Below are 23,938 nucleotides of genomic sequence, written 5' to 3'. Positions count from 1 at the left end.
CTATCCTTTATTTTAGTTTTAAATGGAAAATGTTTAAATTTCGCGTTTTTTTCGCTACATGCTTGTTTTTTGCTGCACTCTTTAGTGTGCAAAGCCATGCTATGGGCGTAAAGCAGGGTTTAGGCAGTAACTTAAGCAGTCTTACCGATATTGTTAATGTTGACCATTTAACTAACACTCCTACACCTACAAAATCGCTTGGCAATTTAAAGCACAAAAACTCAAAGCATTCTGATTTTGATGCTCATCAACCTAGGTTAACAGCCAATAACTCATTTTTATTTCTACATAGTGCGCAGGGCGATCCTGAATACGATGTAGTGCATGAGTTTTTTGCCCTAAATGGCTGTAGGCATATTTTTTTGCGACCGCAAGCAGTTACTATAAGTCAGCCTTGGTATACTAGGGTATTTAAAAGTAAAAAGTCGCGCTTGAGCGGCTGGAAAGACGCTAATCTGTTATACACCGCTGTAACCACCTACCACGCATAAAGTTCCCTATTTAATGTTAATTGGTTTTAACGCATCGCGTTTTGACCTGCAGATTAATTGTGCCTAATGGGTACGTTACTGGGCTATGCCTAGTAATAAGGAATAACTATGTTAAGTCTAAAAAAAGAGAAAAAGCCATTTAAGGCTAAGTTTAAATTGAGCTATGTAGCCATGCTGATTGTATTAGTGTTACTAGCAATAAGCGCCTTACCTAATTTATACCCGAATAAGTCGTGGTTGCATGTTAGTGCAACTTCTGAGGTTAAAGCACAAGCATTGCCTAGTACTGAAAATCTTGTACGCTTTTTAAATAGCCAAGGTTTTGAAGTGAGTGAAAGTTTAAAAGACCAAGCAAATATTAATGTACTTTTAAATACACCTACGCAAAGTGCCCAAGCTCAGGCGGCTTTAAAATCAAACTTTCCAAACACACAAGTTAAAATTGTTGAACATGCAACCAGCCCTATTTGGTTACAAGAGTTTGGCTTATCGCCTATAAAGCTGGGTCTTGATTTAAACGGCGGGGTATTGTTTGTACTTGATGTTGATTTAAATAAAGCCATTGATGAGCAATTGCTCAGTGCATATCAACAAACAAAAGCCATTATTGTTAAGCAAAAAGCCTATGGCGTTAAAGCGAAGCAGACTAATCAGGGCTTTGAAATAAGTGCGCTTGAGAATGCTGGCGATAAGTTAACAGTTGTCATAAAAGAGCTTAAAAGCCGTTTTGAAAACCTCACTACAACCACATCAACTAATGGCAACTTACAGGTCGTTAAAATTAGCTATTCTGAGCAAGGGCGCAGCGCATTTGATAAAGAAGTGATGAGCCAAACACTCACCACACTTCGCTCACGTATTGAAGAGCTCGGTATAACTGAGGCCGTTACACAGCGCCAAGGTAAGCAGCGTATTCGTATTGAGCTACCTGGCGTGCAAGATCCAGCTGAAGCAAAACGCATAATTGGTGCAACCGCGTCATTGGGGTTTTATCAACTTAAAGAGAGAGGCGGGCAAACGTTTAATTTGCAATCGGGAGGGACTATTAAGCTCGACCCTGTACCTATATTTACCGGTGAGCATATTAATAACGCTAATATAGGCCGTGATGACTGGGGTAAACCTTTGGTACAACTGAGCTTAGATGGCCAAGGTGGCGATGCTATGTCGGCTTTTTCAAAGGCGAATATAGGTAAACCTATGGCAACGCTTTATTCAGAGTATTCACAAAATGCTAAAGGTGAAGTGGTTAAAAAAAGCGAAGTCATTAATGTGGCGAACATTGCCCAGCATTTAAGCTCGCGGTTTAGTATAACCAATATGCAGAGCCAACAAGCCGCTGCCGATTTAGCGCTACTACTACGCGCAGGATCACTTACTGCGCCTGTAACGATAGTGCATGAGCAAACTATTGGCCCAAGCCTTGGCCAAGACAATATTAATAATGGATTAGCAGCGTTAATGTTAGGCATGGGTTTAACACTTGCGTTTATGGCGCTGTGGTACCGCCGTTTAGGGCTTATTGCAAATGTTGCGTTAATTTTAAACTTAACCTCTTTAGTGGGGCTAATGTCGTTATTACCTGGGGTGGTTTTAACTCTTCCAGGGATAGCAGGCTTAGTATTAACTATAGGAATGGCGGTTGATACTAACGTGATTATATTTGAACGCATAAAAGAAGAGCGTCGCAAAGGTCGCCCCCCGTATCAAGCAATCCAAGAGGGCTATAAACAGGCTGCTAATACTATATTTGATGCCAATATTACCACCATGATCACCGCGATTATTTTATATGGCATAGGTTATGGCTCGGTAAAAGGCTTTGCGATAACGCTGGCGCTTGGTCTTATTACATCGGTGTTTACTGGAGTGTATGTATCTAAGTATTTAAGCCAAAGCTTATATTTAAAGCTGGGTAAAAAAGCAGGAGTAAACGCGCATGCTTAACACTTTTTTAAAATGTGAGACAGGGTCACGTATGCGTTATACAGGCATGCTTGTTAGTGCCATATTTGTGTTGTTATCGGTATTCACCATTGCACAAAAAGGGCTTAATTTTGGCCTTGATTTTACGGGTGGTTATTTAACAGAATTTACCACCAGCCAAGGTGTTGAACTAAAACAGCTTGAGCAATTTATTGCTAAAAACCATCAAGGTGAATTTGAACTAACAGCGCAGGGCAATAATCATTTTCAATTAACGCAAGCGCCAAATAAAGGTGCCAATAATGATGCTTGGAAAACCGCGATTAGCCAAAACCCAGATATAAACGCTGAGGTTTTATCATCAGCTTATATTGGCTCTCAAGTGGGTGATGAATTATTTGAGCAAGGCTGCTTAGCCTTATTTGCTGCGATGGTAGCGGTAATGATTTATTTAGCTGTTCGGTTTGAGTGGCGTTTAGCATTAGGCTCTGTGGTGGCTTTATTACATGATTTAGTGCTGGTGGTTGGCTTATTTTCGTGGTTACAAATAGAGTTTAACCTAACCGTTTTAGCCAGTTTATTGGCAATTATTGGCTACTCCCTAAATGACTCAATAATAGTTGGAGATAGGGTGCGCGAGCTGTTGCGCATACCAACAAACATCACACTCAAACCAAGTCGTATTATCAACAGTGCTATTAAAAGCACCTTAACTCGTACGCTTATTACCTCAGGAACTACGCTCGCAACAGTGGCAAGTGTTTGGCTGTTAGCTGGCGCGCCGCTGCAGGGGTTTGCCATTGCTTTGTTTGCAGGAATAGTCGTAGGCACGCTGTCGTCTATTTGTATTGCTGCTACATTACCTGAGCTACTTGGGTTAAGTGCTAAAAACTACGATAAGCAAGTGGATCAGCAAACGCAGGCATTAATGGATATGCCATAGCCTTAAATATTAGCATTGTTGTTACACAGCAAAGGGATAGTGTTCGATGTAGCAACAATGCTAATACCAACCTACATAGATATTTGAACAATTTAACGAATTAAACCCCCCTATAACGTTGTTAAAATTTTTTCATTTAGAACAACTAGATGTCAAAAATTTTGCCTAGTTATAGAGCAATTTTCTTATCGTTAAAATAGGTCCCATATCCAAGCAGATTGGTATAAAATAGCAAATTATTTTTACCGAATTGAGTGAATTCTCCAAATGAATAAAGCCCATGTTACTGAGCACCTTCGTTTTGCCTTAGATGAGCAACTAAACACTGCTAAAATTGCAGCTCAAACAGCTCACGATACCGCTACCCATGAAGAAAGTATTGCAGAGACCCAATACGATACCCTCGGGCTTGAAGCTGCCTATTTAGCACAAGGCCATGCAGAGCGAGTTAATGAGTGCTATAAAGAAATACAACTATTTGAAGCCATATACAACGAACCCGTTACAGGCACTGTCGTTATAAGCTCATTGGTATGTTTAGAAGACGATGCCAGCACACAAAAATGGTTTTATTTAGGCCCAGCAGCTGGTGGATTAACCGTTGATATTAAAGGCACAACCATTCAAGTACTTACCTCTGGTGCCCCATTAGGGCAACAATTATTAGGTAAACAAGTCGATGATGAAGTTAGTTTAACGATCGGTGATGTAAAGCATAGTTACGATGTGGTTAAAGTGCTTTGAATGTAGTATTTATTTGTCTCTTACTCTGAGGCGCAGCATCTCGTAGGCCTCTTTGTTAAATTATTGCCTAAAACTTATAGAATAAAATTAAAGATGAGCCGTTTATGAACTTAGTATTGGTCAGTGATATTTTTGGTAATACAGCGGCTTTAAAAGCATTTGCTGAAAAACTAAACGCTCAGTCTATTGTCGATCCCTATGGCGGGGTTGATATGGCGTTTAACTGTGAGCAGCAGGCCTATGGGTATTTTAGTCAGCATATTGGCCTTGATGAGTATGTAGCTATTTTACAAAAAGCGATTAAACCACTCGCTGGCAACACTATATTGATTGGTTTTAGTGTTGGCGCATCGGCAATTTGGTCAATGTCTGCACACCCGGCGATTAAAACGATAGCTAAGGGCATTTGTTTTTACAGCTCGCAAATTAGGCACCATACAGATATACAACCACAATTTGAGATTGAACTCATTTTTCCGCATTATGAGCCGCACTTTGATGTTAAATCATTACAGGTGGAGCTTGCAACAAAGGCTAATGTTAACGTAAAGCATGTTGATTACTTACATGGTTTTATGAACCCACACTCAAGTAACTTTAATCAGAATGCTTACGATCAAACATTAGCTGCGCTATCTAAAGAGCTAAAAAATTAGCAGTTAAGCGTTATTTCTTTGTGTTAATTTTTACAAGTGAGTTTTTGTAATTTCAGGCTCTTTTCACAAACTTAGCCGTTACCATCATTTCGCCAATGCCATCTACTTTACAATCTAGCTGGTGATCTTTTTTATCAAGCACACGTCTAACTACCGCTTTCGTGCCAATTTTTATAACCTGAGAACTGCCTTTAATTTTTAAATCTTTGGCAACGGTTACTTTGTCACCATCGGCTAGTAAAGTGCCGTTTGCATCTGTTACCAAAATAGCGTCTTCATCGCTTGTATTATTTGGATTCCATTCATAGGCACATTCTGGGCATATAAGCAGTTGTTGGTCTTCGTAAACGTATTCACATTGGCACTTAGGGCAAGCGGGAAGAGACATAATGATCACTTTTAGTGGTAAATTTTGGCTATTTTAAAACACAAATTAACAATAAAAAAGTTCATCAAATATTTTTATCTTCACGCTAAAAATATCTCGTTTGTGTGGATGTAAAAAAGGGCTTATAAATCACATGTCGCTTAAGCAATTTAAGCGCTAACGTTTATAGTAGATATTCGTTAAAGCACCTATCGTATTAAGTGATTTGCTATTTGCTGCACTTAGTGCGATAGGTGTTTCTATTTGCTGTTTAACTACCTGGGCTAACTAGCCAAGGTATTATTTATATTTTGACTTAACTAGGAAAAGTCGTGTTTAAAACCTTAATTGTGGTTGATAACAATGAGCAAGCACTTGCTCTTTCATTTGAAAATGTAATTACATTTGACACCTATTTACGAGATTACCCCAAACGTAACGAACCTAAAACCCGCATTATTAATTTATGCGACTCAAGCCAATACATGAGTAAGGGTTATTATTGTTCATTGCTTGCAGAAGCCCGCAAACACCAAGTATTACCAAGCGTTAAAACAATAAACGCGCTTAGAAGTGGACAAGCACCTATTTTAAATACTGGGCATATTGATGGCGCAGTTTATTTTGGTAATGCTCTAAACGAATTACAAGGTAAAGCGGCTAAATCGGTATTTAAACAATACCCAGCGCCTATTTTATTTGTAGATCAGCAAGGTTTATTGCAACAAGGCTCTTTAACCTCATTGAGTGAGCAACAATATGCTGCGTTTATTGAAAAGCTAAATGAGTTTACCCAAACGCAATGGCGTATTGGTAAAGTAGAGCGCCGTTTTCGTTGGGATATGGCGATCTTGGTTGATCATAACGAAAAAGTACCGCCAAGTGATAAAGATGCAATAGCCCGCTTTATAAAAGCAGCAGCGAAACATGGTATTAACGCAAAAGCACTCAGCTTTGATGAAATAGACAATATTGCCCAGTTTGATGCGTTATTTATTCGCCAAACTACAGCAATTGACCATCCAACATACCGGCTTGCAAGTAAAGCGCAAAGTCTCGGGTTAGTGGTAATTGACGATGCTGAATCTATTTTACGTTGTTGTAATAAAGTGTACTTACATGATGCATTCAATTATCAAAAAGTACCGAGTTTAAAAACAGTAGTAGTGGCTGATCAATCACCGCAAACGCTTGAGCAATTAGAAGCAGCATTTACTTATCCGCTGGTATTAAAAATGCCAGAAGGGTCGTTTTCAAAAGGGGTGTTTAAAGTTGTAAACCGCGATGAGCTTGAAGCTAAACTAACCGAGCTGTTTGCATATAGCGCACTGGTATTGGCACAAGAATACATGTACACCGAATACGATTGGCGCGTAGGGGTACTTAATGGTCGTGCTATTTATGCATGTCGTTATTTAATGGCACGTAACCATTGGCAAATATACAACCATGACGCAAAACGGTTTTTTTCCGGTGGCTTTGAAACGTTACCAACCTTTGAGTTACCAAAAGTAGTATTAGATGCAGCTCTAAAGGCCTGTAAAACAGTGGGTAAAGGTTTATATGGTGTAGATGTAAAAGAGCACCAAGGTCGTGCGTATGTATTGGAAGTAAACGACAACCCGAGTATTGATCACAAAGTAGAAGATGGTTACTTAGGTGACGAGCTATACATGATCATAATGGATGAGTTTAAACAGCGGTTAGAAGCACGAGGCCGCGGCTAATGCCTATTGCTTTGGCTGAAAAAGTAACAGTGACGACCAAGCTAGTTATTCGCCCTGCAATAACCACTGACTTAAAGGCGTTGGTGGCGCTTGAAAATACTTGCTTTAGTAACGATAAGCTAAGTGCGCGTAGTTTAAAGCGCTGGCTCAGTGCTAAACATGGGATTTTATTAGTTGCTGAGCAAAATGCGCAACTATGTGGCTATGGCTTAGTGTGGTGCCATAAAGGCACGCGTTTAGCGCGTTTGTATTCGTTAGCCGTATTACCAACAATGCAGGGCAAGGGCATAGCCAAAAAATTACTCAATGAACTTGAAAAAGCGACCAGTGAGCGTGGACGTATTTATTTGCGCCTAGAAGTTGCAGTAAATAACGATAGCGCCATTGGGCTTTATAAAAGTGTGGGGTATCGCGTATTTGGTCAATACAGTGATTATTATGACGATCACAGTGATGCCTTACGCATGCAAAAAAATATTCGCCAAACCAGTGAGTTGCAGGTTGAGCGTTTAACGCCATGGTATCAGCAAACCACCGAGTTTACCTGTGGTCCTGCTGCGTTATTAATGGCAATGGCTGCTCTTGACTCAAACACAGAGCTGAGTCAGTCACATGAATTAGCTTTGTGGCGTGAAGGCACCACGATTTTTATGACCTCTGGGCATGGCGGTTGTCACCCATTTGGCTTGGCACTGGCTGCAAATAAACGCGGTTTTACAAGTGAGGTAATTGTTAATACATCTGAACCATTATTTTTAGATGGGGTTCGCAGTGATAACAAAAAATCAGTATTGGCCACGGTTCATCAACAGTTTGTTGAGGGTATTGCAGCGGCAAATATTTCAGTTACACAAAAAGATGTTGAATTAACTGACATAGAAAACTGGTTGAGTCAGGGATTTAGTGTGTTGCTGTTAATTAGTACCTATCGGTTTGATGGTAAAAAATCACCGCACTGGGTGTGTGTAACCCATTTAGATGCACATTGTGTTTACGTACATGACCCATTTTGCGAGCCTGGTAATGACAACCAGCTAGCAATAGATTGTCAGTATGTACCAATTGCACGCAGCGACTTTAGTAAAATGTCGGCATTTGGTAGCCAAAGGCTCCGGACGGCAGTTGCTATTGGTAAAGTAAAATAGATTAGGATATTAAGTGACATTTTTAGATTTTATCGATGTAGCGCCATACTCATGGGCAGCTATTGGCACCGCCGCTTTTTGTGGCGCTATTATTGGTATAGAGCGTCAATTGCGTGGTAAACCTGTGGGTATTCGCACATCAGCCTTAATAACGTTAGGCACATATTTGTTTTTATCTACGGCGTTTAATTTACAAGGGGATGTGATTGATCATTCTCGTGTAGTGGGGCAAATAATCACGGGTATTGGTTTTTTAGGCGCAGGCGTTATGCTAGCAAAAGATGGTGCAGTGGTAGGGGTTACCTCCGCGGCCACTATTTGGGTGCTTGCGTCTATTGGGGTGATGATCGCAACCGAAAACTTAGGTGCTGCAATTAAGCTTTCTATATTGGTGGTTGGTATTTTATATGGTGTTGATGTGCTCGAAGCTAAGTTTAAAAGCCTCAGCAAAGGTGTGCATGCTAAAGTAAAAAGTTATCACAAACGTTATTATCGAAAAGACGGTACAGATAGCGAACGCCACTAAATAGTGGCGTTTTTCATGCTGGTAGAGTTGCGTTTAGCAAACTAAGTGCATCGTTAATTGCTGCGGGGCGGCCAATAAAATAACCTTGCACACTATCTACATTGAGCTTTCTTAACGAGTTGAGTTCTTCTTCAGTTTCAATTCCTTCGGCAACGATGGTGCAGTCGATTGCTTTTGCAAACCCACACAGTGCTTTTGCTAGCAAAAACTTACGATCATCAGTGTTTATATTTTGTGTGAGGCTGATATCTAATTTAATAATATCGGCTTCAAGCTCTAAAATGTGCTGAAATGACGAAAAGCCTGCGCCTACATCATCAATAGCTAAGCGAAGGCCTTTGTTTCTGAGAGGCCTAAGTGCAGCTCGCATTTTTTTGTAGTCGGAAATTGGCGAATGCTCAGTAATTTCTAATACTAGCCTAGTGCAGTCAATGTTTTGTAATGTATTTTTAAGTGCACCGCTTAGGATATGCGATGGTGAGCAATTAATTGCAATGTAAGTTGAATTATTAAATTTGGCTATGTTGGTGACTGCATTTTTAATGGCTAGCATTTCTAATGCTTCATTTAAGCCAACCTTTTTTGCTTCTTTAAACCATACATCAGGAGTTTTATAAGGTGTAGTAAAAAATCGAGCAAGTGATTCAAAACCTGCAACTTTATTATTTTTTAAACTAAAAATAGGTTGAAAGTAGATACTAATATCATTATCGCTAATAATTTGCTCAATAGCTGACTTGGCGTGATTACGCGATATACTTTTTGATAAGTTTTTTTCAATTAAGCCAGTCGCTATTTCCGAAATAATATTTAAAAACGATAAATCGCGATCGTTCAAGCTCTCATCATGCTGTGATTTATAACAACAAAAAGTACCGTATAATTTACCGTTTGACAGGTTGATAGGTACACCGATATAAGCGCCTATACCTAACTTTTCGGTTACGGGCATAGCCTTGGTTATTGGGTTTGCGTTGGTATTAGTAATAATAGGGCTAAGCTTGTCATCGGTGATTTTTTGACAATACGTTTCATTAATGGGATCGGCATTACCCACTTTAACAATTTGGTTTTCAGAAGGATTATCGACCACTTTAAAAACCCGCTCATCGTTAATAAATTCAGATATAAAAGCAACATCCATATCTAAATGTTTGCGAACTAACGCGAGTAAGTCAGCTAGTTTAGCCTCAATGGATGCGTTGCTTTGTTGATCGACAAGCAGATTGGTAAGTTTATCCATCAGCTATCTCCCTGTATTAATTTCACCACGCTTCATGCGTAATACTATAATTTATATATATAAAAAAATCTAATCAAGGCTATATCAATCTTTGCTAACCATCAAAAGTGAACACGGTTTAGTTAAAACTTAACCAAATAATTTTCGTCGCACGACTTTACGGTATTCGCTGGGTGTTTGGCGTAATACTTTTTTAAATACTCGGGTTAAATGCCCTTGGTCATTATAGCCAACCTCTAAAGCAACTTCCTGAATCGATAAATTAGAAGATGCCAATAAATCTTTGGCGCCTTCTACTCGTAATTGTTGCCAATATTCGATTGGACTTTGGTTAGTGGCACTTCTGAAGCGACGGGTAAAGGTGCGATAACTTAGACTAAATTGAGCCGCAACCTCCTGTAAGTTGAGCTCACTGGCTAGATTGGTTTTTAACCAAAACTGTATTTGTGCAATCAGCTCATCTGGGTGTCTATCTACTGCTCCCTCTAAGTAACGTTGATCTTCATAGGGTTTACGAATTTCATGGGAAAAGTTGCGCTCCACATGTTGTGCCGCTTCTTTACCATAATATTGACTAATAATATGTACGATAACATCAGCAAGTGCATTTAAACTGGCTACGGTATACATGCGTTCTGACTGGGTGATAAAAAAATCAGGTTTTAAACTTACATTAGGGTAGTCATGCTTAAACTGTTTAGCATAATGCCAATGGGTAGTAGCGGGATGTCCGTCAAGTAAACTAGCCTCTGCAACAAAACAATTACCTGTGCCTACTCCAATTATATGACTTCCTACGGTAAAGCTCTCGATCAGCCAAGTGACTAATTGTTGATTAGCGCGTATCACCGGGCGAGGGTTACGCCAAATACCAGGCACAATAACTAAATCGCAATAAGGTGAGTTTTCGCTAGTACAATCAGGAATAATCGATAGTCCAGTTCGCGTCTTAATGGCATCACTATTTTTAGCCACTAAATGAATAGCCAGAGGTTTAAAGTTATTTTTATCACTATGGCCTTTAGCAAAAGCCTCACCCGCACGCAGCATCTCAATCGGTAATGTGAGACTGGTTACCAACAAATGCTCAAACACTGCGATACCAATATTTATGGGGGGAGTTAATGGGTTGTTGCTCATTGTGAATCCTCCGACCAGTTGTTTTTGGCCTTTTATGCCGCTTATTTGGCTATTAAAGCACAAAGACGTCTCTATAATCCAATTAAACTAATGTCATATTCTTATAACACGCATTTTAAAGGTAAATTATGACTGCATTACCCGTTATTGTAGGCATGGGAGGCATTAATGCCGCTGGCCGTACTTCTTTTCATCAAGGTTATCGTCGTATCGTGTTAGATAGCTTAGCGGCGCAAGCTCGCCAAGAAACGTTTTTAGGCCTTGCCACATTAATGAACTTAGTGACTACAGTAAACGGCCAACTTGAAGACAGCCAAGGTAATCATGTTGAGCAAAGCGACATTGAAGCACGCTTTGGTGAGCAAATTATTGCTGGTACATTAATTCGAAAAATTGAAAAAGAACATTTTGACGTTGATGCCACACCTTGGCAGCAAAAAATGACTTTAACGGCTTCAGATGATAGTTCAATTGTGTTTGAAACACGTCGTCGTGACTTACCATCGCCTTTACCAAGCAACTGGCAAATAGATGACCTTGATAATAAAAAAGTAAAAGTCACGATTGCTGCTGAGCTAGATGTAAAACATGACTCAACCCGTGATAACCCGATTAAGTCGGCTGGGCAATTTCCAACCGGGTTTGATCCTGCCATTATGTATAACAGCCGCTATCAGCCGCGCGGTTTACAAGCGACCATATTTGCTGCCACCGATGCAATAAAATCAACAGGACTTGATTGGCAACATATTATGAATAGCGTAGAGCCTGACAAAATTGGTACCTACTCAGCCTCGGTTATTGGTCAAATGGATGATAAAGGCTTAGGTGGATTAGTTAAAGCACGGCAGCAGGGCGATCGTGTAAGTACTAAGCAGTTAGCGCTGGGTTTAAATACAATGTCGACCGATTTTATTAACGCCTATGTTACTGGAAATGTGGGGACGACTTTTTCAACCTCAGGCGCATGTGCCACATTTTTATATAACTTGCGCGCTGCCGTTAACGATATTCAAGCTGGCCGTACCCGTGTTGCAGTCGTTGCAAGTGTTGAATGTGCGATTACTCCAGAAGTGGTTGAAGGTTTTGGTAATATGAGTGCGCTGGCCAATATTGAAGGTTTGCGTCGTTTAGATAATTTAAGCAATGATGACGAGCCTGATTACCGTAAAAGTAGTCGTCCATTTGGTGAGAACTGTGGTTTTACCTTAGGTGAGGGGGCTCAGGTTGCTATATTAATGGATGATGCACTGGCTCTGGAACTCGGTGCAGATATTATGGGCAGTGTGCCGGATGTATTTGTGAATGCCGATGGAGTTAAAAAGTCAATTACCTCACCTGGGCCTGGCAATTACATCACCATGGCGAAATCAGCAGCACTTGCTACTAGCTTGTTAGGTAAAGAGGCACTGCAACAACGTAGCTTTATTTTAGCGCACGGCTCAAGTACGCCACAAAATCGTGTTACTGAATCTTTAATTTATCATAAAGTAGCGCAAACATTTGCTATTGATAACTGGAAAGTGACTGCGCCTAAAGCCTATGTAGGCCATACTATTGCGCCTGCTAGTGGCGATCAGCTTGCGATTGCGTTAGGTGTATTTAGTCATAATATTATGCCGGGTATTACCACCATTGATAAAGTAGCCGACGATGTTTACAGCGAACATTTAGATATTCGTAATAGCCACTACGATTGTGGTGATATGGATATTGCGTTTATTAACTCAAAAGGCTTTGGTGGAAATAATGCAACAGCGACTGTGCTGAGTGCAAAAGTAACCATGCAAATGCTTGCTAAACGCCATGGTGATGCACTGATGAACAGCTACGCTGAAAAACATAGCCAAGTAAAAGATGCACAGCATACTTACCAAACGCAAGCCGATTTAGGTCAATACTCGCTAATTTACCGTTTTGGTGATGGCTTGATTGATGAAAATGAGATTGTTTTAGATGAGCACAGCATTACACTGCCAGGCTTTGAAAAAACAATTACATTTAGTACAACAAATTCCTATCAAGATATGTTCTAAGCACACATACTTGTTAGCAAGGCGCTTTTATAGCGCCTTTTTTAATGTTTGATTTATGACTAAATCAGTACATTTTATTTAAAGAACTTTCAAAAGTTAAGTGCAGTAAATCTCCAGTTTGGTGATGTCTAACTATCTAAATTGTAGCTAAGATCTCACGAGTTAGTATGTTGTAATCTTGTTCATATTCCAGTTAAAGAAATAATAGCTCATCACTTAAATATTAAAAATCATATCCTTTGTAGTTGCTCAGAGATACTAACTCTTATGAATTACTAAATAATTAAATCTGTAGAAAAATTGAAAATACCAGCTTTGCTTCGTATCATTATTATTAACTAGTAAAAGTTTGGTTGATTAGGGTTTAAGTATTACCTTTTTGTCCTCATCAGATATTTATAATTTTATTATTTGGTAAAACTTGTTTTCTGCTTAAGCAATTAGTTAAGGATAGAAAATGAAATTCACATTATTACATCGCAGGTTTCCCCTGCAAATAAAACTCACTTTTTATGCTTTATTATTCGCAGCTAAATCAAGTTTTGCTTCTGTTATTTTATTTGATGATGAGCCTAGAAATGGGGCTAAGTTATGGGCAACCTCATCTAGTGAATCGACTTTAACCCAAATTGGTGAGCCAGTAGTTGATGGAGAAAGAGCTATATCAATGCAGGCACACTATTGGACTCAATCAGGATTACGCATTGCTCAAGTACCTCCTTTTAAAAATTCAATTCTTGAGGCAAAAATATACAGAAAATCAGGAAATAAGGGCTCTTTAATGTTCCGTCGCGGTAACGATTCATTAAAAATAAATCTTGACGAAACCAATAACGAATTTTGGACATTGGATGGTATGCCCGGCCATAATAACTTTTCAGACGATACATGGCACACGATTAGAATAAATCTAAATGGCTTTAATCTTGATGAAAATGAAAAAGTTCTAGCTATTGGTATTCAAGGCCCTCTTGGAACAGGTATATTTTATATGGACTCGGTTTCCTTTATCGAGGGAGAGCCAGATAATGATATTTCTCCGCCGTTAGCTGGTAATTGGGAGCTGACTTTTGAAGATAACTTTAATTCAACTTTATTAAACCCTAACAATTGGCATGTTGGAAAGCAATATTTAGGAATGAGTGGTATCGCAGGTAATGCTGGGCGAGAAACTATTCGCATTGAAAATGAAATGTTGCAGCTTGAATCAGAAAAAAACACATTAAATCAAGGAACCAAACGTTACTTTTATAAAGCCGCTGAGGTAAGTACTTTTCGTAAATTTAGACAAAAATATGGTTACTTTGAAGCTAAAATTAAGTATGACTCAGTACATGGTGCTTGGCCTGCATTTTGGTTACTACCTGACAAAGGCATTTATGGTAATAATACTTATAGGAGGCAGTCATTATTAAAATTTAATCTTGATGATGTATCTACTACTATTTCTTCTGCATTCTTAAGACTTAAAATCTCTGAAGCAAACACTCAAAGCAGCATAGCTGTGCATAAAACACTTTCCACAGATTGGACCCAAGATACTGTAACTTGGAATACTAAACCGCAGATTGATCCTTTATGGTTTAGTCATAGCTATGGAGAGGTTACGGGAAACATAATTGAAGTGGATGTTACCAGTTATATAAGAGAGCAAAAAAACTCTGGTAAAGAGGCGAGCTTTGCATTGATTGACAATTATATGCGTAGCCAGCTTATAAAAATTTTTAGTAGTGAATCGAATAATATTTCTGATAGGCCTGCTTTAATTGTAAATGAAGAAAGTTTATCCCCGACTGAAGATGCTTTTGTGCGAGGAGGTAATTATGCAGATACTAATTTTGGTCAAGAACCACTTCTATTAATTAAAGATACTTGGGGAGATACCTCACCTACCTTCGATAAGGGAATGGAGTTTGATATTATGGAGAGTTTAGGTATTTGGGGGGAAGACATCAGTATCTCTGCTCTGCATTGGGATGGTTACGGTAGTCAACATAAGTCAATAAGTTCTGGCGAGCTTTATCATAATTATTCCCCTGATGGTTTTCATGTATATGGCATGCATTGGGAGCCTGGTTTTGTCGGTATGTATATAGATGGTGAAAAAGTTTGGGAGCACTATGACGACAGAGTTGGAAGTTTACCTTCTTACATTATTTTATCGTTACAAGTAGGTGGTTGGGATGGTAATGAAAATAATATTAGTGATGATTTTAAAGCTAATATGCTTGTAGACTATGTAAGAGTTTGGAGTGAAGCGCAATATGATTAATCGCTTTAAGTTTGTAGTTGGTGATGTTTATTTTGATAAGGATTAAAATATTAGCATTTAACCATAATTAGCTAAAACGTGTTCTCCCCACAATAAAGTTGTGGGGAGAAAGTAAGGTTAAATATACTTAGCAATTAAACTGTGTTTATTTTTTTGCTTCCATGCTAAATAATAATTGGCAAGAACGGCCGTTAAGCCAATTACGACTGCAATAAATAGCAGTGTTGCAACATAGCTCATACCGTATCCAATTGGTAAACCCACCAGTGTTTCGCCATAAGTCATATCAGAAAAACTAAAGCCTAAAACAGGGAGAAGTAACCAACTTATTGCATGCAGTAAATACAAGTGGGCTAAGTACGAGAACATACTGGTTTTACCCAATACTTGTAAAAACTTTGGCGAAAAATCACTTTTTAGCTTACTCAATAGTTTAAGCATAATTAGGCCTATACCAACGGTTAACAACATAAACTGCAGGGAAAGTGGGTATTTGGTCGGGTTTAAAAATGACATTATAGTGAGTAAATAAGAGTCACTAATCGTAAATATTGACGCGTCACCATAAAGATTAAAGCCACGCAAAAGCGTATATAAAACTAGGCAGCTTACACCCAAAATTAAGCCATAATCCATAACTCGGTTACTGTATTGCTTGGCTTTGTAATAAACACCTGCACAATATGCTAACGCCATTAACCCAACAATAGGAGCTACGGGGTAGGTGGTTCTAATTTTAAAGTTAAAAGGAAGTTCGAGTACATTTTTCTGATGTAAAACAGACCATATCGTATTTGCGATTGTATTTGGCTCAAAGTTGACGGCATCAAATAAGTTGTGGCCAAATACTAAAATTAAGCCCATGGCAAAAATTGCATACAGACCGATTAAGCGTAAAAGCCCTAGAATAATAAATCCCCAACCTATCGCCCAAATAACCTGAGCGTATAACATTGGAAACAGTGGATTAAAGCTCCAAGACCATGACACAATAGTAAATTCAAATAATATAAGCACTAGTCCACGTATAATTAAACTTTTTGAAAAAGCTTGCGTGGAAGTGTATTTATGCTCGGTTATCGCAGCTGAAAGGCCCGCTAAAAATACAAATAATGGCGCACAAAAGTGCGATATAAAACGAGTGAAAAAAGTAAGCGCATCTGTTCCTGGTATGGTCATGGGATCGGTCACTGAATAATTTAGACAATAATACATGCCGTGATCAATCACCATAAATATAATGATAAGACCTCGGAGTAAGTCTATATGGTGTAAACGATTTTGAGATAAAGGTAATGACATAAATATGCTTTGGTATGGATGAAAAAACGAGTTTGATTATATGTTATATTATATCATTTGCGAGAGTGATAATAAAATACTTTAGTATAAATTATGTTGTAAACAATTTTCACTTACTAACAGATTTTTACAGTTTTACTTTTTTAATGGAGTTACTCTATTAACTAAATAGTTAAAGTTGAAGCTACTAAAGGGTTAAACATGAAAAAAATATTTTTTTTATCACTATTGCTGATGCTTAATGGCTGTACATTTTTTGGCGTTATGTTGGATGGACAAGCAGCCTCAAATGCACAAGAAAATCAGCGGATGAAAAATCCAGCTCGGTCTACTCCTTATGAAAATCCATTTGAGCCAGTTCCCGTTGATAAGGACGGATTTTCTTTTGCAGAGCTAGGTTTAAAAATAGACTCTGCAGTATTTAGTTTAGTAAAAGGAGATGACGGTGTGATTAGAAAATGTAGGCAGGTTACTAAGGTCTTAAAAGAATGTGTAGAAGTAGATAAATCTACTCTACACAGTAATGAATCTAAGCAGTTAAAAACTGATGATGAAATAATAAGTGTTGGTCTATAAAGCTACTAATGAAATAGTAACTATGGTCGTAACCAGCTTGCATTTCGAGTGTTAACGGATAGCCTTTCTGTGTAGCTACAGTTACTAACTTTTGTGGCTTAAGTTGCTCATCTAAAAAGTTATCTGCATCACCTTGGCTAACCAACATAGGTAAATAATCAGCTTGTTTGGCTTGTTGCATTAATTCGCAGCTATCATATTCTGCCCAGACTGATTTATCAGTACCTAAGTAGCCAGTAAAGGCTTTAACACCCCAAGGACAATCTATCGGGTTTGCAATTGGGCTAAATGCTGTAGCGCTGGTATAAGCTTTAGGATTTTTAAGGGCAATCATTAATGCGCCGTGACCACCCATAGAATGCCCAGAAATTGCTTTTTTAGTTGTTACTGGAAAATGTTGCTCTATTAATGCAGGTAGTTCCTTCACCACATAATCGTACATATTAAAATGAGTATTATAAGGTGCCTGCGTTGCATTGACGTAAAACCCTGCACCTTGGGCAAAATCGTAGCTATCTTCGTTAGGAACGTTTTCACCACGCGGACTGGTATCAGGTGCGACAATAGCAATGCCTAGCTCTGCCGCTTTTTTAAACGCGCCTGCTTTTTGCATAAAGTTTTCATCGGTACAGGTTAATCCTGATAACCAATAAAGTACTGGTACTTTATTTTTTTCACTGGCGCCTGGTGGTAAAAATACCGCAAAACGCATGCTGCAATGGGTGCTTGAGGAAGTATGGCTATACTGCTTATGCCAGCCACCAGCCACTTTTGCTGTTGAGATATTTTCTAACATAACAATCCTTAAAAGCCGTTACTTAATAGCAACGGCTGGTAATGGTGATTAAAAGAAATTAGTAATGAATAACAGTACGAATACTCTTACCTTCGTGCATTAAATCAAAGGCATCGTTAATTTCTTCAAGGCTCATGGTGTGGGTAATAAAATCATTAAGGGCGAATTCACCCGCCATGTAACGCTCTACAATTTCAGGAAGTTGCGAACGACCTTTAACGCCTCCAAATGCGCTACCACGCCATACACGGCCAGTAACAAGTTGGAACGGGCGAGTTGAAATTTCTTGGCCAGCACCAGCTACACCAATAATTACCGATTCTCCCCAGCCTTTATGACAACACTCAAGGGCAGAGCGCATTACATCAACGTTACCAATACATTCAAATGAGTAGTCAACACCGCCGTCAGTCATCTCTACAATCACTTCTTGAATTGGCTTGTCGAAGTCTTTTGGATTAATTAAATCGGTAGCACCGAGTTTAGTCGCAAGATCAAACTTAGAGGTGTTAATATCAATACCAATAATACGGCTTGCACCAGCCATTTTGGCGCCAATAATGGCTGACAAACCAATGCCACCTAGACCAAAAATTGCCACCGTATCGCCCGCTGTTACTTTTGCCGTATTTGTTACAGCGCCCATACCGGTAGTGACACCACAGCCCAATAAGCAAATTTCTTCTAAAGAGGCTTCTTTATTTACTTTAGCTAGTGAGATTTCAGGAAGTACTGTGTACTCAGAAAAGGTCGACGTCCCCATGTAGTGATAAATAGGTTGGCCGTCTTTGAAAAAGCGCGTTGTGCCATCTGGCATTAAGCCTTTGCCTTGTGTTTCGCGTACAGCAGAGCACAAGTTGGTTTTACCTGAAGTACACATTTTGCATTCACCACATTCTGCGGTGTATAGAGGAATAACGTGATCGCCAACTTCTACACTTGTAACGCCTTCGCCCACAGCGTAAACCACCCCGGCACCTTCATGGCCTAAAATAGCGGGGAAAATGCCTTCAGGATCTTCACCTGATAAAGTAAAAGCATCTGTATGGCATACACCTGTGGCAGTAATTTTTACCATCACTTCGCCTTTTTTAGGCATCATCACGTCAACTTCTTCAACGCTTAAAGGCTGATTAGGGCCCCAGGCAATCGCTGCTTTTGATTTTATAAATTCAGACATGTGTATATCCTTTGTAGTGGTTTGAATATCAATTGTAGACCCAAACTGTTTGGGTGATGTGCCTATTGTATTTATTTCTATAACAATGATAATCTCTAAATTAATAAAACACTTTTACAGTATGGTAATAATAATGCGTTGGGAAGGGATTGATGAGTTTATTGCTGTTGGCGAAGAGGGAAGTTTCACTCAAGCTGCACAGGCGTTGGGTCTATCGGTTGCCCATATTAGCCGCCATGTTACTAAGCTTGAGCAACGGTTAAATACCCAACTTTTAACGCGTACGACCCGAAAGGTGGTATTAACCAAAGAAGGTGAGCAGTTTTTACACCAAGTAAAACATTTACAACACGCTATGGATGAAGCCACTCAGGGGCTCGCGTCTGTGCAAACATCCCCTAAAGGTAAAATTAAATTAACCGCACCGGTTATGTATGGTGAAAGTTTTATTATGCCGATAGTGCATTCGTTTATGCATGAGCACCCCGAGGTAGAAGTAATCGCAACGCTCTCTAACGAGCAAGAAAACTTGCTGGAGGGCGGCTTTGATTTAGCCATTCGATTAGGCCATTTAAAAGATTCGAGTTTAAAAGCGCGACGCTTGAGCTCGCGACGATTTATTATGTGTGCTGCACCAAGCTATTTAGCGCGTTTTGGCGAACCCCATACGTTAGGTGAACTTAACCAGCATCAATGCTTAATTGGTAACAGTAGTTATTGGCGAGTAAATGAAAACGGTCGTGACAAACATATTAAAGTAGCAGGGCGATTGCATTGTAATAGCGGTTGGGCACTGGTTGACGGCGCTAAAAAAGGGTTGGGTATTGTTCAGTTGCCGGATTACTACATAGAAAATGAAATAAAAACAGAACAGCTAGTGCCTATACTTACAGCCTATCAACCTCAACAAGAAGGTGTGTGGGGGCTCTATCCTCCGCGGCAATTTGTTGCTACTAATGTACGAGTATTACTTGATTATCTAGTAACAGGATTAAAAGTTTAGCTTGGCTTAGTGATTTGCTTATAATATAGCCAAGTATTAGATTTATAAATTATTTCTTACATTTATGGTGATATTCAATTGCGCTGAGTTCGTGCTACTATAAAGCCACACTTTTAGCATTAATGTTTTAATTAATATGTTTCAACCTGTTAGCCTGTTTATCGGACTTAGATATAGTCGCTCTTCCAAAGGCAATGCGTTTATTTCGTTTATTTCTTTTTTTTCTATTGCAGGTATAGCGATTGGTTTAATGGCGCTCTTTACAGTAAGTAGTGTCATGAACGGTTTTGAAAGCAGCCTGAAAATGAATATGCTCGGACTCATTCCACACGTTGAAGTGCAGGCAAAACAACACTCTAAAGCGCAAATGAATACTCTTAAAGCCGATCTTGAGCAATCACCGTATGTTGATCATGTTAGTTTATACCGCCATGGTGAAGCTATACTACAAACAAATAAAGACCTGCATGGTGTGCTGCTGCAAGGGCTCTATGATAATGATGGCTCGCTTTATAAAATTACTGACAAAGTAGTGCAGGGCAATTGGCAAAGTGTATTAAATAATAATTATCACATTGCTATTAGCCGTTATCTAAGCCGTAAACTCGGCGTTAGCTTGGGCGATAAACTGCGCGTTATTATGCCCAATGCGTCAACTTATACACCCATTGGTCGTGTTCCTAGCCAGCGTTTATTCAAAATTGCTGCTATTTACGAAACTGGTTCAGAAATTGACATGGGATTGGCATTTACCAGTGGTGTGTCATTGCAACGAGTATTAAAGCAAAGTAGCTCTACACCCCCTAATTTAAGTGTGTCACTGCATGAGCCATTTGCACTTGATGAATTTATTCAAGACAGCCAACTTATTCTAAAGAATTTTAAATACACCGATTGGCGCAGTAGCCAAGGCACTTTATTTGCCGCTGTGGCGATGGAGAAACGCATTATGTCTATGTTATTGGGCTTAATCGTGCTGGTGGCGGTGTTCAATATTGTGTCGGCGCTCACCATGATGGTGAGTGAAAAACAAAGCGAAGTTGCGATACTGCAAACACTAGGGCTAACGCCAAGCCAAGTACAAACTGTATTTATGGTTCAAGGTTTATATAACGGTGTGATTGGTACGGCAGTAGGTGCCTCTTTAGGTATTTTATTTAGCTTATATATTAATGAACTGCTGGCGTTGGTTGGCTTAAATTTATTATCGGGGATTTCACTGCCGGTCAAATTTGATGCGCTTAGCTTAAGTGTGATTGCGCTTTTAAGCTTAGCAATGAGCTTTTTAGCGACTTTATATCCCGCGCGACAGGCCGCTAAAGTAAACCCAGCCGAGGTATTACGTTATGAATGATTTAGTAATTAGTTGTGAACAAATAAGTAAAGTGTACCAAGACGGGCAAAACCAAGTTGAGGTATTAAAAGGGGTTGATTTAGCCCTAACCCAAGGTGAAATGCTAGCTATTGTAGGTAGCTCAGGTTCAGGTAAAAGTACCTTATTGCATATTTTGGGTACCTTAGATACCGCCAGTTCTGGCAGTGCAAAAATCAAAAACCAAGATGTGGCTAAACTTTCTCGCAGCCAACAAGCCGCGTTTAGAAATCAAAACTTAGGGTTTATTTACCAATTTCATCATTTATTAATGGAATTTAGTGCGGTTGAAAATGTTGCTATGCCACTGTTAATAAAAGGCTTGAGTGCCAAAGAAGCAAATGTAAAAGCTCTCGACATGCTCGATAAAGTCGGCCTTGCGCACAGAAGTAGCCATAAACCGTCGGCACTTTCTGGTGGCGAACGCCAACGTGTTGCCATAGCGCGTGCTTTAGTGGCTGAGCCTGCACTGGTTCTTGCAGATGAGCCAACGGGTAATTTAGATAAGCAAAACGCGATTAAAATTTACGATTTAATTAACCAGTTAAATAAAAGTTTAAACACCAGTTTTGTGGTGGTGACTCATGATTTAGAACTTGCCGACAAGCTGGGTAAAATAGCGTATTTAGATGATGGTAAATTATCAATAAAAGAGTCAAACCATGTTGCTTAGTGCCTTTATAAGTAAACGTTTCAGAGCCTATTCAGGCCATAAAGATGAAAAAAACGCGTTTGTTAGTTTTATTGCTAAGGCATCTACTATTGGTATTTTACTTGGTGTTGCCGTTTTAATTGTGGCGTTATCGGTGATCAATGGTTTTGAACAACAATTGGTTCATCGTTTATTAAGTGTAGTGCCACAAGTTGAATATGTAGCACCAAGCAGGCCGATTGCTGATTGGCCCAGCAAAGTCGAAAAATTAAAACAGCAACCACAAGTAACAGGAGCAGCCCCATTTATAGCAGTAAATGGTATGGCGCAATTTAAAAGCCAATTAAAAGCAGTTGAAATACGTGGTGTTGAGCCTTCGCTAGAGAGTGACGTATCAGCGGTTAACCAATTTACACAAGGTAAATTAGTCAGTCAGCTAGCACTTGAGGATGTTATTTTAGGCAAGCAAATTGTCACTCAACTTAATATATCAATAGGCGACAATGTCACTTTATTGATCCCCCAAATTAGTGAAAAAGGGCAATCATTACTTGCGCCAAAACGGGTCACATTGACACTCGCAGGCGTTATAGAAATGGGCGGGCCTATTGATAGCAGTGCCGCGTTTATTCACCTTAACAAAGCCCAACAAACCTTAGGCTACGATCAAAGCCAAGTAACCGGCTTACGTTTACGAGTTGATGATGTGTTTGCAGCGCACCAAATAGCGCTGAGAGTAGGGCAAACAGTCACTGATTATGTGTATATATCGAGTTGGTTTAGAACCCAAGGCAGCTTGTATCAAGACATTCAAATGGTGCGTACAATTGTTTATATTGTGGTGTTTTTGATTATTGCAGTCGCCAGTTTTAACATTGTTTCGTCTTTAGTGATGGAAGTGCGCGAAAAAGAAGGCAATATTGCCATTTTAAAAACCATGGGTGCCAAAGACAGTACTATATTGGCTACTTTTGTAATGCAAGGCTTAACTCAAGCATTTGTTGGCGTAGTATTAGGCTCTATTATTGGGGTCATTCTAGCAATCAATATTAGTGAGCTCTTTACTTGGCTGAGTTTATTGCTGGGTGAAAATCCGCTAGAAGGTGTGTATTTTATCGAATTCTTACCGAGTAAATTAGTTTGGCAAGATATAGTGTTAACTGTTATTGCCACCTTTGTGCTTGCAATATTGGCGACGCTGTATCCAGCATGGCAAGCAACACGTGTTGATCCGGCAAAAGTATTGGGTAATTAAACACAGTATTTAATAGGGCGCTTAGTGTAACTCTGATAAACTGCGCCGCTATTAAACAGCTTTTGTTTGCTGAGCACTTATTTACCTTGGGATTTACTTTGACAAATAACGATATTTTACGCCGTATTCGCTACACCTTTGATTTAACAGATTCAGCAATGGTTGACGTGTTCGCCGCTGCAGAGCAGAGCGTTAGCACTGAGCAGGTGATTGCATGGTTAACTAAAGAGGGCGAGCAAGGTTACACCCCAATAAGTGACACCGAATTTGCGGTATTTTTAAATGGCTTTATAAACACTAAGCGCGGTAAACGTGACGGTGAGCAGCCAATCCCAGAGACTAAATTAAACAATAATATTATTTTTATGAAATTACGTATTGCTTTAAATATGAAAGCAGAAGACGTGATAGCCACACTAGCCTTAGTTGATTTTGATTTAAGTAAGCATGAGCTCAGTGCATTTTCACGTAAAGTTGAAAACAAACATTACCGTGTGTGTAACGATCAAGTTTTACGTTTATTTTTAACTGGTGTGCAGCGTACTTTTCGCCCAGATGGCGAAAAAGCTTAATGCATTTTATGGAG

Annotated in this window: 22 protein-coding genes; 16 read left to right on the top strand and 6 right to left on the bottom strand. The window is 39.3% G+C overall.

Annotation, left to right across the window (positions count from 1 at the left end):
- The first annotated feature begins 29 nt into the window (after positions 1 to 29).
- The 5 genes from DK924_RS07080 (at position 30) to DK924_RS07060 (ending at position 4,760) form a co-directional block, all read left to right on the top strand.
- A complete protein-coding gene (locus DK924_RS07080; RefSeq protein ID WP_036984887.1) occupies positions 30 to 491 on the top strand; it encodes a hypothetical protein in 462 nt (153 codons plus the stop codon).
- Between the two features lie 108 nt (positions 492 to 599).
- A complete protein-coding gene (gene secD, locus DK924_RS07075) occupies positions 600 to 2,438 on the top strand; it encodes a protein translocase subunit SecD (RefSeq protein WP_109874708.1) in 1,839 nt (612 codons plus the stop codon).
- A complete protein-coding gene (gene secF, locus DK924_RS07070) occupies positions 2,431 to 3,360 on the top strand; it encodes a protein translocase subunit SecF (RefSeq protein WP_109874707.1) in 930 nt (309 codons plus the stop codon). Before secD ends, secF begins: the two co-directional genes overlap by 8 nt.
- A gap of 267 nt (positions 3,361 to 3,627) precedes the next feature.
- Complete coding sequence (locus DK924_RS07065; protein WP_109874706.1) at positions 3,628 to 4,104, top strand: GreA/GreB family elongation factor; 477 nt, start codon at positions 3,628 to 3,630, stop codon at positions 4,102 to 4,104.
- Between the two features lie 104 nt (positions 4,105 to 4,208).
- A complete protein-coding gene (locus DK924_RS07060) occupies positions 4,209 to 4,760 on the top strand; it encodes a hypothetical protein (RefSeq protein ID WP_109874705.1) in 552 nt (183 codons plus the stop codon).
- A 52-nt stretch (positions 4,761 to 4,812) separates the two neighbouring features.
- Here the strand turns inward: DK924_RS07060 and DK924_RS07055 are convergent, their stop codons facing one another.
- A complete protein-coding gene (locus DK924_RS07055) occupies positions 4,813 to 5,148 on the bottom strand; it encodes a zinc ribbon domain-containing protein YjdM (RefSeq protein ID WP_109874704.1) in 336 nt (111 codons plus the stop codon).
- Positions 5,149 to 5,459: 311 nt separating this feature from the next.
- Here DK924_RS07055 and DK924_RS07050 point away from each other — a divergent pair, with 311 nt between their 5' ends.
- From DK924_RS07050 to DK924_RS07040, 3 genes are read left to right on the top strand one after another with little or no spacing between them, the layout of a single operon-like run.
- Positions 5,460 to 6,854 carry a RimK family protein gene (locus DK924_RS07050; protein WP_109874703.1) on the top strand — a complete coding sequence of 465 codons (1,395 nt, stop codon included), beginning with the start codon at positions 5,460 to 5,462 and terminating at the stop codon, positions 6,852 to 6,854.
- Entirely contained in the window at positions 6,854 to 7,999 is a 1,146-nt protein-coding gene (locus tag DK924_RS07045) for a GNAT family N-acetyltransferase/peptidase C39 family protein (protein WP_109874702.1), read from the top strand. Before DK924_RS07050 ends, DK924_RS07045 begins: the two co-directional genes overlap by 1 nt.
- Positions 8,000 to 8,012: 13 nt before the next feature.
- On the top strand, positions 8,013 to 8,525 hold the full coding sequence (locus DK924_RS07040; RefSeq protein ID WP_010389865.1) for an MgtC/SapB family protein: 513 nt from the start codon (positions 8,013 to 8,015) through the stop codon (positions 8,523 to 8,525).
- 13 nt (positions 8,526 to 8,538) lie between these two features.
- On the opposite strand, the gene DK924_RS07035 is transcribed toward DK924_RS07040, so the two are convergent.
- Positions 8,539 to 9,768, bottom strand: coding sequence for an EAL domain-containing protein (locus DK924_RS07035; RefSeq protein WP_109874701.1), 1,230 nt, complete (start codon positions 9,766 to 9,768; stop codon positions 8,539 to 8,541).
- A gap of 129 nt (positions 9,769 to 9,897) precedes the next feature.
- Positions 9,898 to 10,908 (bottom strand): GlxA family transcriptional regulator, encoded by a 1,011-nt coding sequence (locus DK924_RS07030; RefSeq protein WP_021033106.1) that lies wholly within the window; start codon positions 10,906 to 10,908, stop codon positions 9,898 to 9,900.
- 128 nt (positions 10,909 to 11,036) lie between these two features.
- On the opposite strand from DK924_RS07030, the gene DK924_RS07025 reads away from it, so the two are divergent.
- Entirely contained in the window at positions 11,037 to 12,944 is a 1,908-nt protein-coding gene (locus DK924_RS07025) for a beta-ketoacyl synthase (RefSeq protein WP_109874700.1), read from the top strand.
- Positions 12,945 to 13,401: 457 nt separating this feature from the next.
- Complete coding sequence (locus DK924_RS07020; RefSeq protein ID WP_109874699.1) at positions 13,402 to 15,216, top strand: DNRLRE domain-containing protein; 1,815 nt, start codon at positions 13,402 to 13,404, stop codon at positions 15,214 to 15,216.
- A gap of 117 nt (positions 15,217 to 15,333) precedes the next feature.
- Here the strand turns inward: DK924_RS07020 and DK924_RS07015 are convergent, their stop codons facing one another.
- Complete coding sequence (locus DK924_RS07015; RefSeq protein ID WP_109874698.1) at positions 15,334 to 16,518, bottom strand: DUF1624 domain-containing protein; 1,185 nt, start codon at positions 16,516 to 16,518, stop codon at positions 15,334 to 15,336.
- A gap of 201 nt (positions 16,519 to 16,719) precedes the next feature.
- Here DK924_RS07015 and DK924_RS07010 point away from each other — a divergent pair, with 201 nt between their 5' ends.
- On the top strand, positions 16,720 to 17,094 hold the full coding sequence (locus tag DK924_RS07010; protein ID WP_010389876.1) for a hypothetical protein: 375 nt from the start codon (positions 16,720 to 16,722) through the stop codon (positions 17,092 to 17,094).
- On the opposite strand, the gene fghA is transcribed toward DK924_RS07010, so the two are convergent.
- Entirely contained in the window at positions 17,048 to 17,890 is an 843-nt protein-coding gene (gene fghA / locus DK924_RS07005) for an S-formylglutathione hydrolase (RefSeq protein WP_109874697.1), read from the bottom strand. The genes DK924_RS07010 and fghA overlap by 47 nt on opposite strands.
- A gap of 58 nt (positions 17,891 to 17,948) precedes the next feature.
- Complete coding sequence (locus DK924_RS07000) at positions 17,949 to 19,070, bottom strand: S-(hydroxymethyl)glutathione dehydrogenase/class III alcohol dehydrogenase (RefSeq protein WP_109874696.1); 1,122 nt, start codon at positions 19,068 to 19,070, stop codon at positions 17,949 to 17,951.
- 130 nt (positions 19,071 to 19,200) lie between these two features.
- Between DK924_RS07000 and DK924_RS06995 the strand changes: the two genes are divergently transcribed.
- From DK924_RS06995 to DK924_RS06975, 5 genes are all read left to right on the top strand, one after another.
- A complete protein-coding gene (locus DK924_RS06995) occupies positions 19,201 to 20,073 on the top strand; it encodes a LysR family transcriptional regulator (RefSeq protein WP_181388759.1) in 873 nt (290 codons plus the stop codon).
- A 136-nt stretch (positions 20,074 to 20,209) separates the two neighbouring features.
- A complete protein-coding gene (locus tag DK924_RS06990; protein ID WP_109874694.1) occupies positions 20,210 to 21,427 on the top strand; it encodes a lipoprotein-releasing ABC transporter permease subunit in 1,218 nt (405 codons plus the stop codon).
- Positions 21,420 to 22,118 (top strand): lipoprotein-releasing ABC transporter ATP-binding protein LolD, encoded by a 699-nt coding sequence (lolD, locus tag DK924_RS06985; protein WP_109874693.1) that lies wholly within the window; start codon positions 21,420 to 21,422, stop codon positions 22,116 to 22,118. Before DK924_RS06990 ends, lolD begins: the two co-directional genes overlap by 8 nt.
- The gene (locus tag DK924_RS06980) at positions 22,108 to 23,352 is read left to right on the top strand and encodes a lipoprotein-releasing ABC transporter permease subunit (RefSeq protein ID WP_109874692.1); all 1,245 of its coding nucleotides are present in this window, start codon (positions 22,108 to 22,110) and stop codon (positions 23,350 to 23,352) included. Before lolD ends, DK924_RS06980 begins: the two co-directional genes overlap by 11 nt.
- Positions 23,353 to 23,450: 98 nt before the next feature.
- A complete protein-coding gene (locus tag DK924_RS06975; protein ID WP_055011902.1) occupies positions 23,451 to 23,924 on the top strand; it encodes a DUF1456 family protein in 474 nt (157 codons plus the stop codon).
- The last annotated feature ends 14 nt before the right edge of the window (positions 23,925 to 23,938 follow it).

Source organism: Pseudoalteromonas sp. meg-B1 (genome assembly GCF_003173795.1).
Classification (GTDB): Bacteria; Pseudomonadota; Gammaproteobacteria; order Enterobacterales; family Alteromonadaceae; genus Pseudoalteromonas; species Pseudoalteromonas undina.
This window is presented reverse-complemented; position numbering and strand designations above follow the sequence as displayed.

Excerpts from the sequence above, each read along its gene's own strand:
- DK924_RS07080 (WP_036984887.1), top strand. The coding sequence starts at position 30 with ATGTTTAAATTTCGCGTTTTTTTCGCTACATGCTTGTTTTTTGCTGCA.
- secD (WP_109874708.1), top strand. The coding sequence starts at position 600 with ATGTTAAGTCTAAAAAAAGAGAAAAAGCCATTTAAGGCTAAGTTTAAA.
- secF (WP_109874707.1), top strand. The coding sequence starts at position 2,431 with ATGCTTAACACTTTTTTAAAATGTGAGACAGGGTCACGTATGCGTTAT.
- DK924_RS07065 (WP_109874706.1), top strand. The coding sequence starts at position 3,628 with ATGAATAAAGCCCATGTTACTGAGCACCTTCGTTTTGCCTTAGATGAG.
- DK924_RS07060 (WP_109874705.1), top strand. The coding sequence starts at position 4,209 with ATGAACTTAGTATTGGTCAGTGATATTTTTGGTAATACAGCGGCTTTA.
- DK924_RS07055 (WP_109874704.1), bottom strand. The coding sequence starts at position 5,148 with ATGTCTCTTCCCGCTTGCCCTAAGTGCCAATGTGAATACGTTTACGAA.
- DK924_RS07045 (WP_109874702.1), top strand. The coding sequence starts at position 6,854 with ATGCCTATTGCTTTGGCTGAAAAAGTAACAGTGACGACCAAGCTAGTT.
- DK924_RS07035 (WP_109874701.1), bottom strand. The coding sequence starts at position 9,768 with ATGGATAAACTTACCAATCTGCTTGTCGATCAACAAAGCAACGCATCC.
- DK924_RS07030 (WP_021033106.1), bottom strand. The coding sequence starts at position 10,908 with ATGAGCAACAACCCATTAACTCCCCCCATAAATATTGGTATCGCAGTG.
- DK924_RS07025 (WP_109874700.1), top strand. The coding sequence starts at position 11,037 with ATGACTGCATTACCCGTTATTGTAGGCATGGGAGGCATTAATGCCGCT.
- DK924_RS07020 (WP_109874699.1), top strand. The coding sequence starts at position 13,402 with ATGAAATTCACATTATTACATCGCAGGTTTCCCCTGCAAATAAAACTC.
- DK924_RS07015 (WP_109874698.1), bottom strand. The coding sequence starts at position 16,518 with ATGTCATTACCTTTATCTCAAAATCGTTTACACCATATAGACTTACTC.
- DK924_RS07010 (WP_010389876.1), top strand. The coding sequence starts at position 16,720 with ATGAAAAAAATATTTTTTTTATCACTATTGCTGATGCTTAATGGCTGT.
- fghA (WP_109874697.1), bottom strand. The coding sequence starts at position 17,890 with ATGTTAGAAAATATCTCAACAGCAAAAGTGGCTGGTGGCTGGCATAAG.
- DK924_RS07000 (WP_109874696.1), bottom strand. The coding sequence starts at position 19,070 with ATGTCTGAATTTATAAAATCAAAAGCAGCGATTGCCTGGGGCCCTAAT.
- DK924_RS06990 (WP_109874694.1), top strand. The coding sequence starts at position 20,210 with ATGTTTCAACCTGTTAGCCTGTTTATCGGACTTAGATATAGTCGCTCT.
- lolD (WP_109874693.1), top strand. The coding sequence starts at position 21,420 with ATGAATGATTTAGTAATTAGTTGTGAACAAATAAGTAAAGTGTACCAA.
- DK924_RS06980 (WP_109874692.1), top strand. The coding sequence starts at position 22,108 with ATGTTGCTTAGTGCCTTTATAAGTAAACGTTTCAGAGCCTATTCAGGC.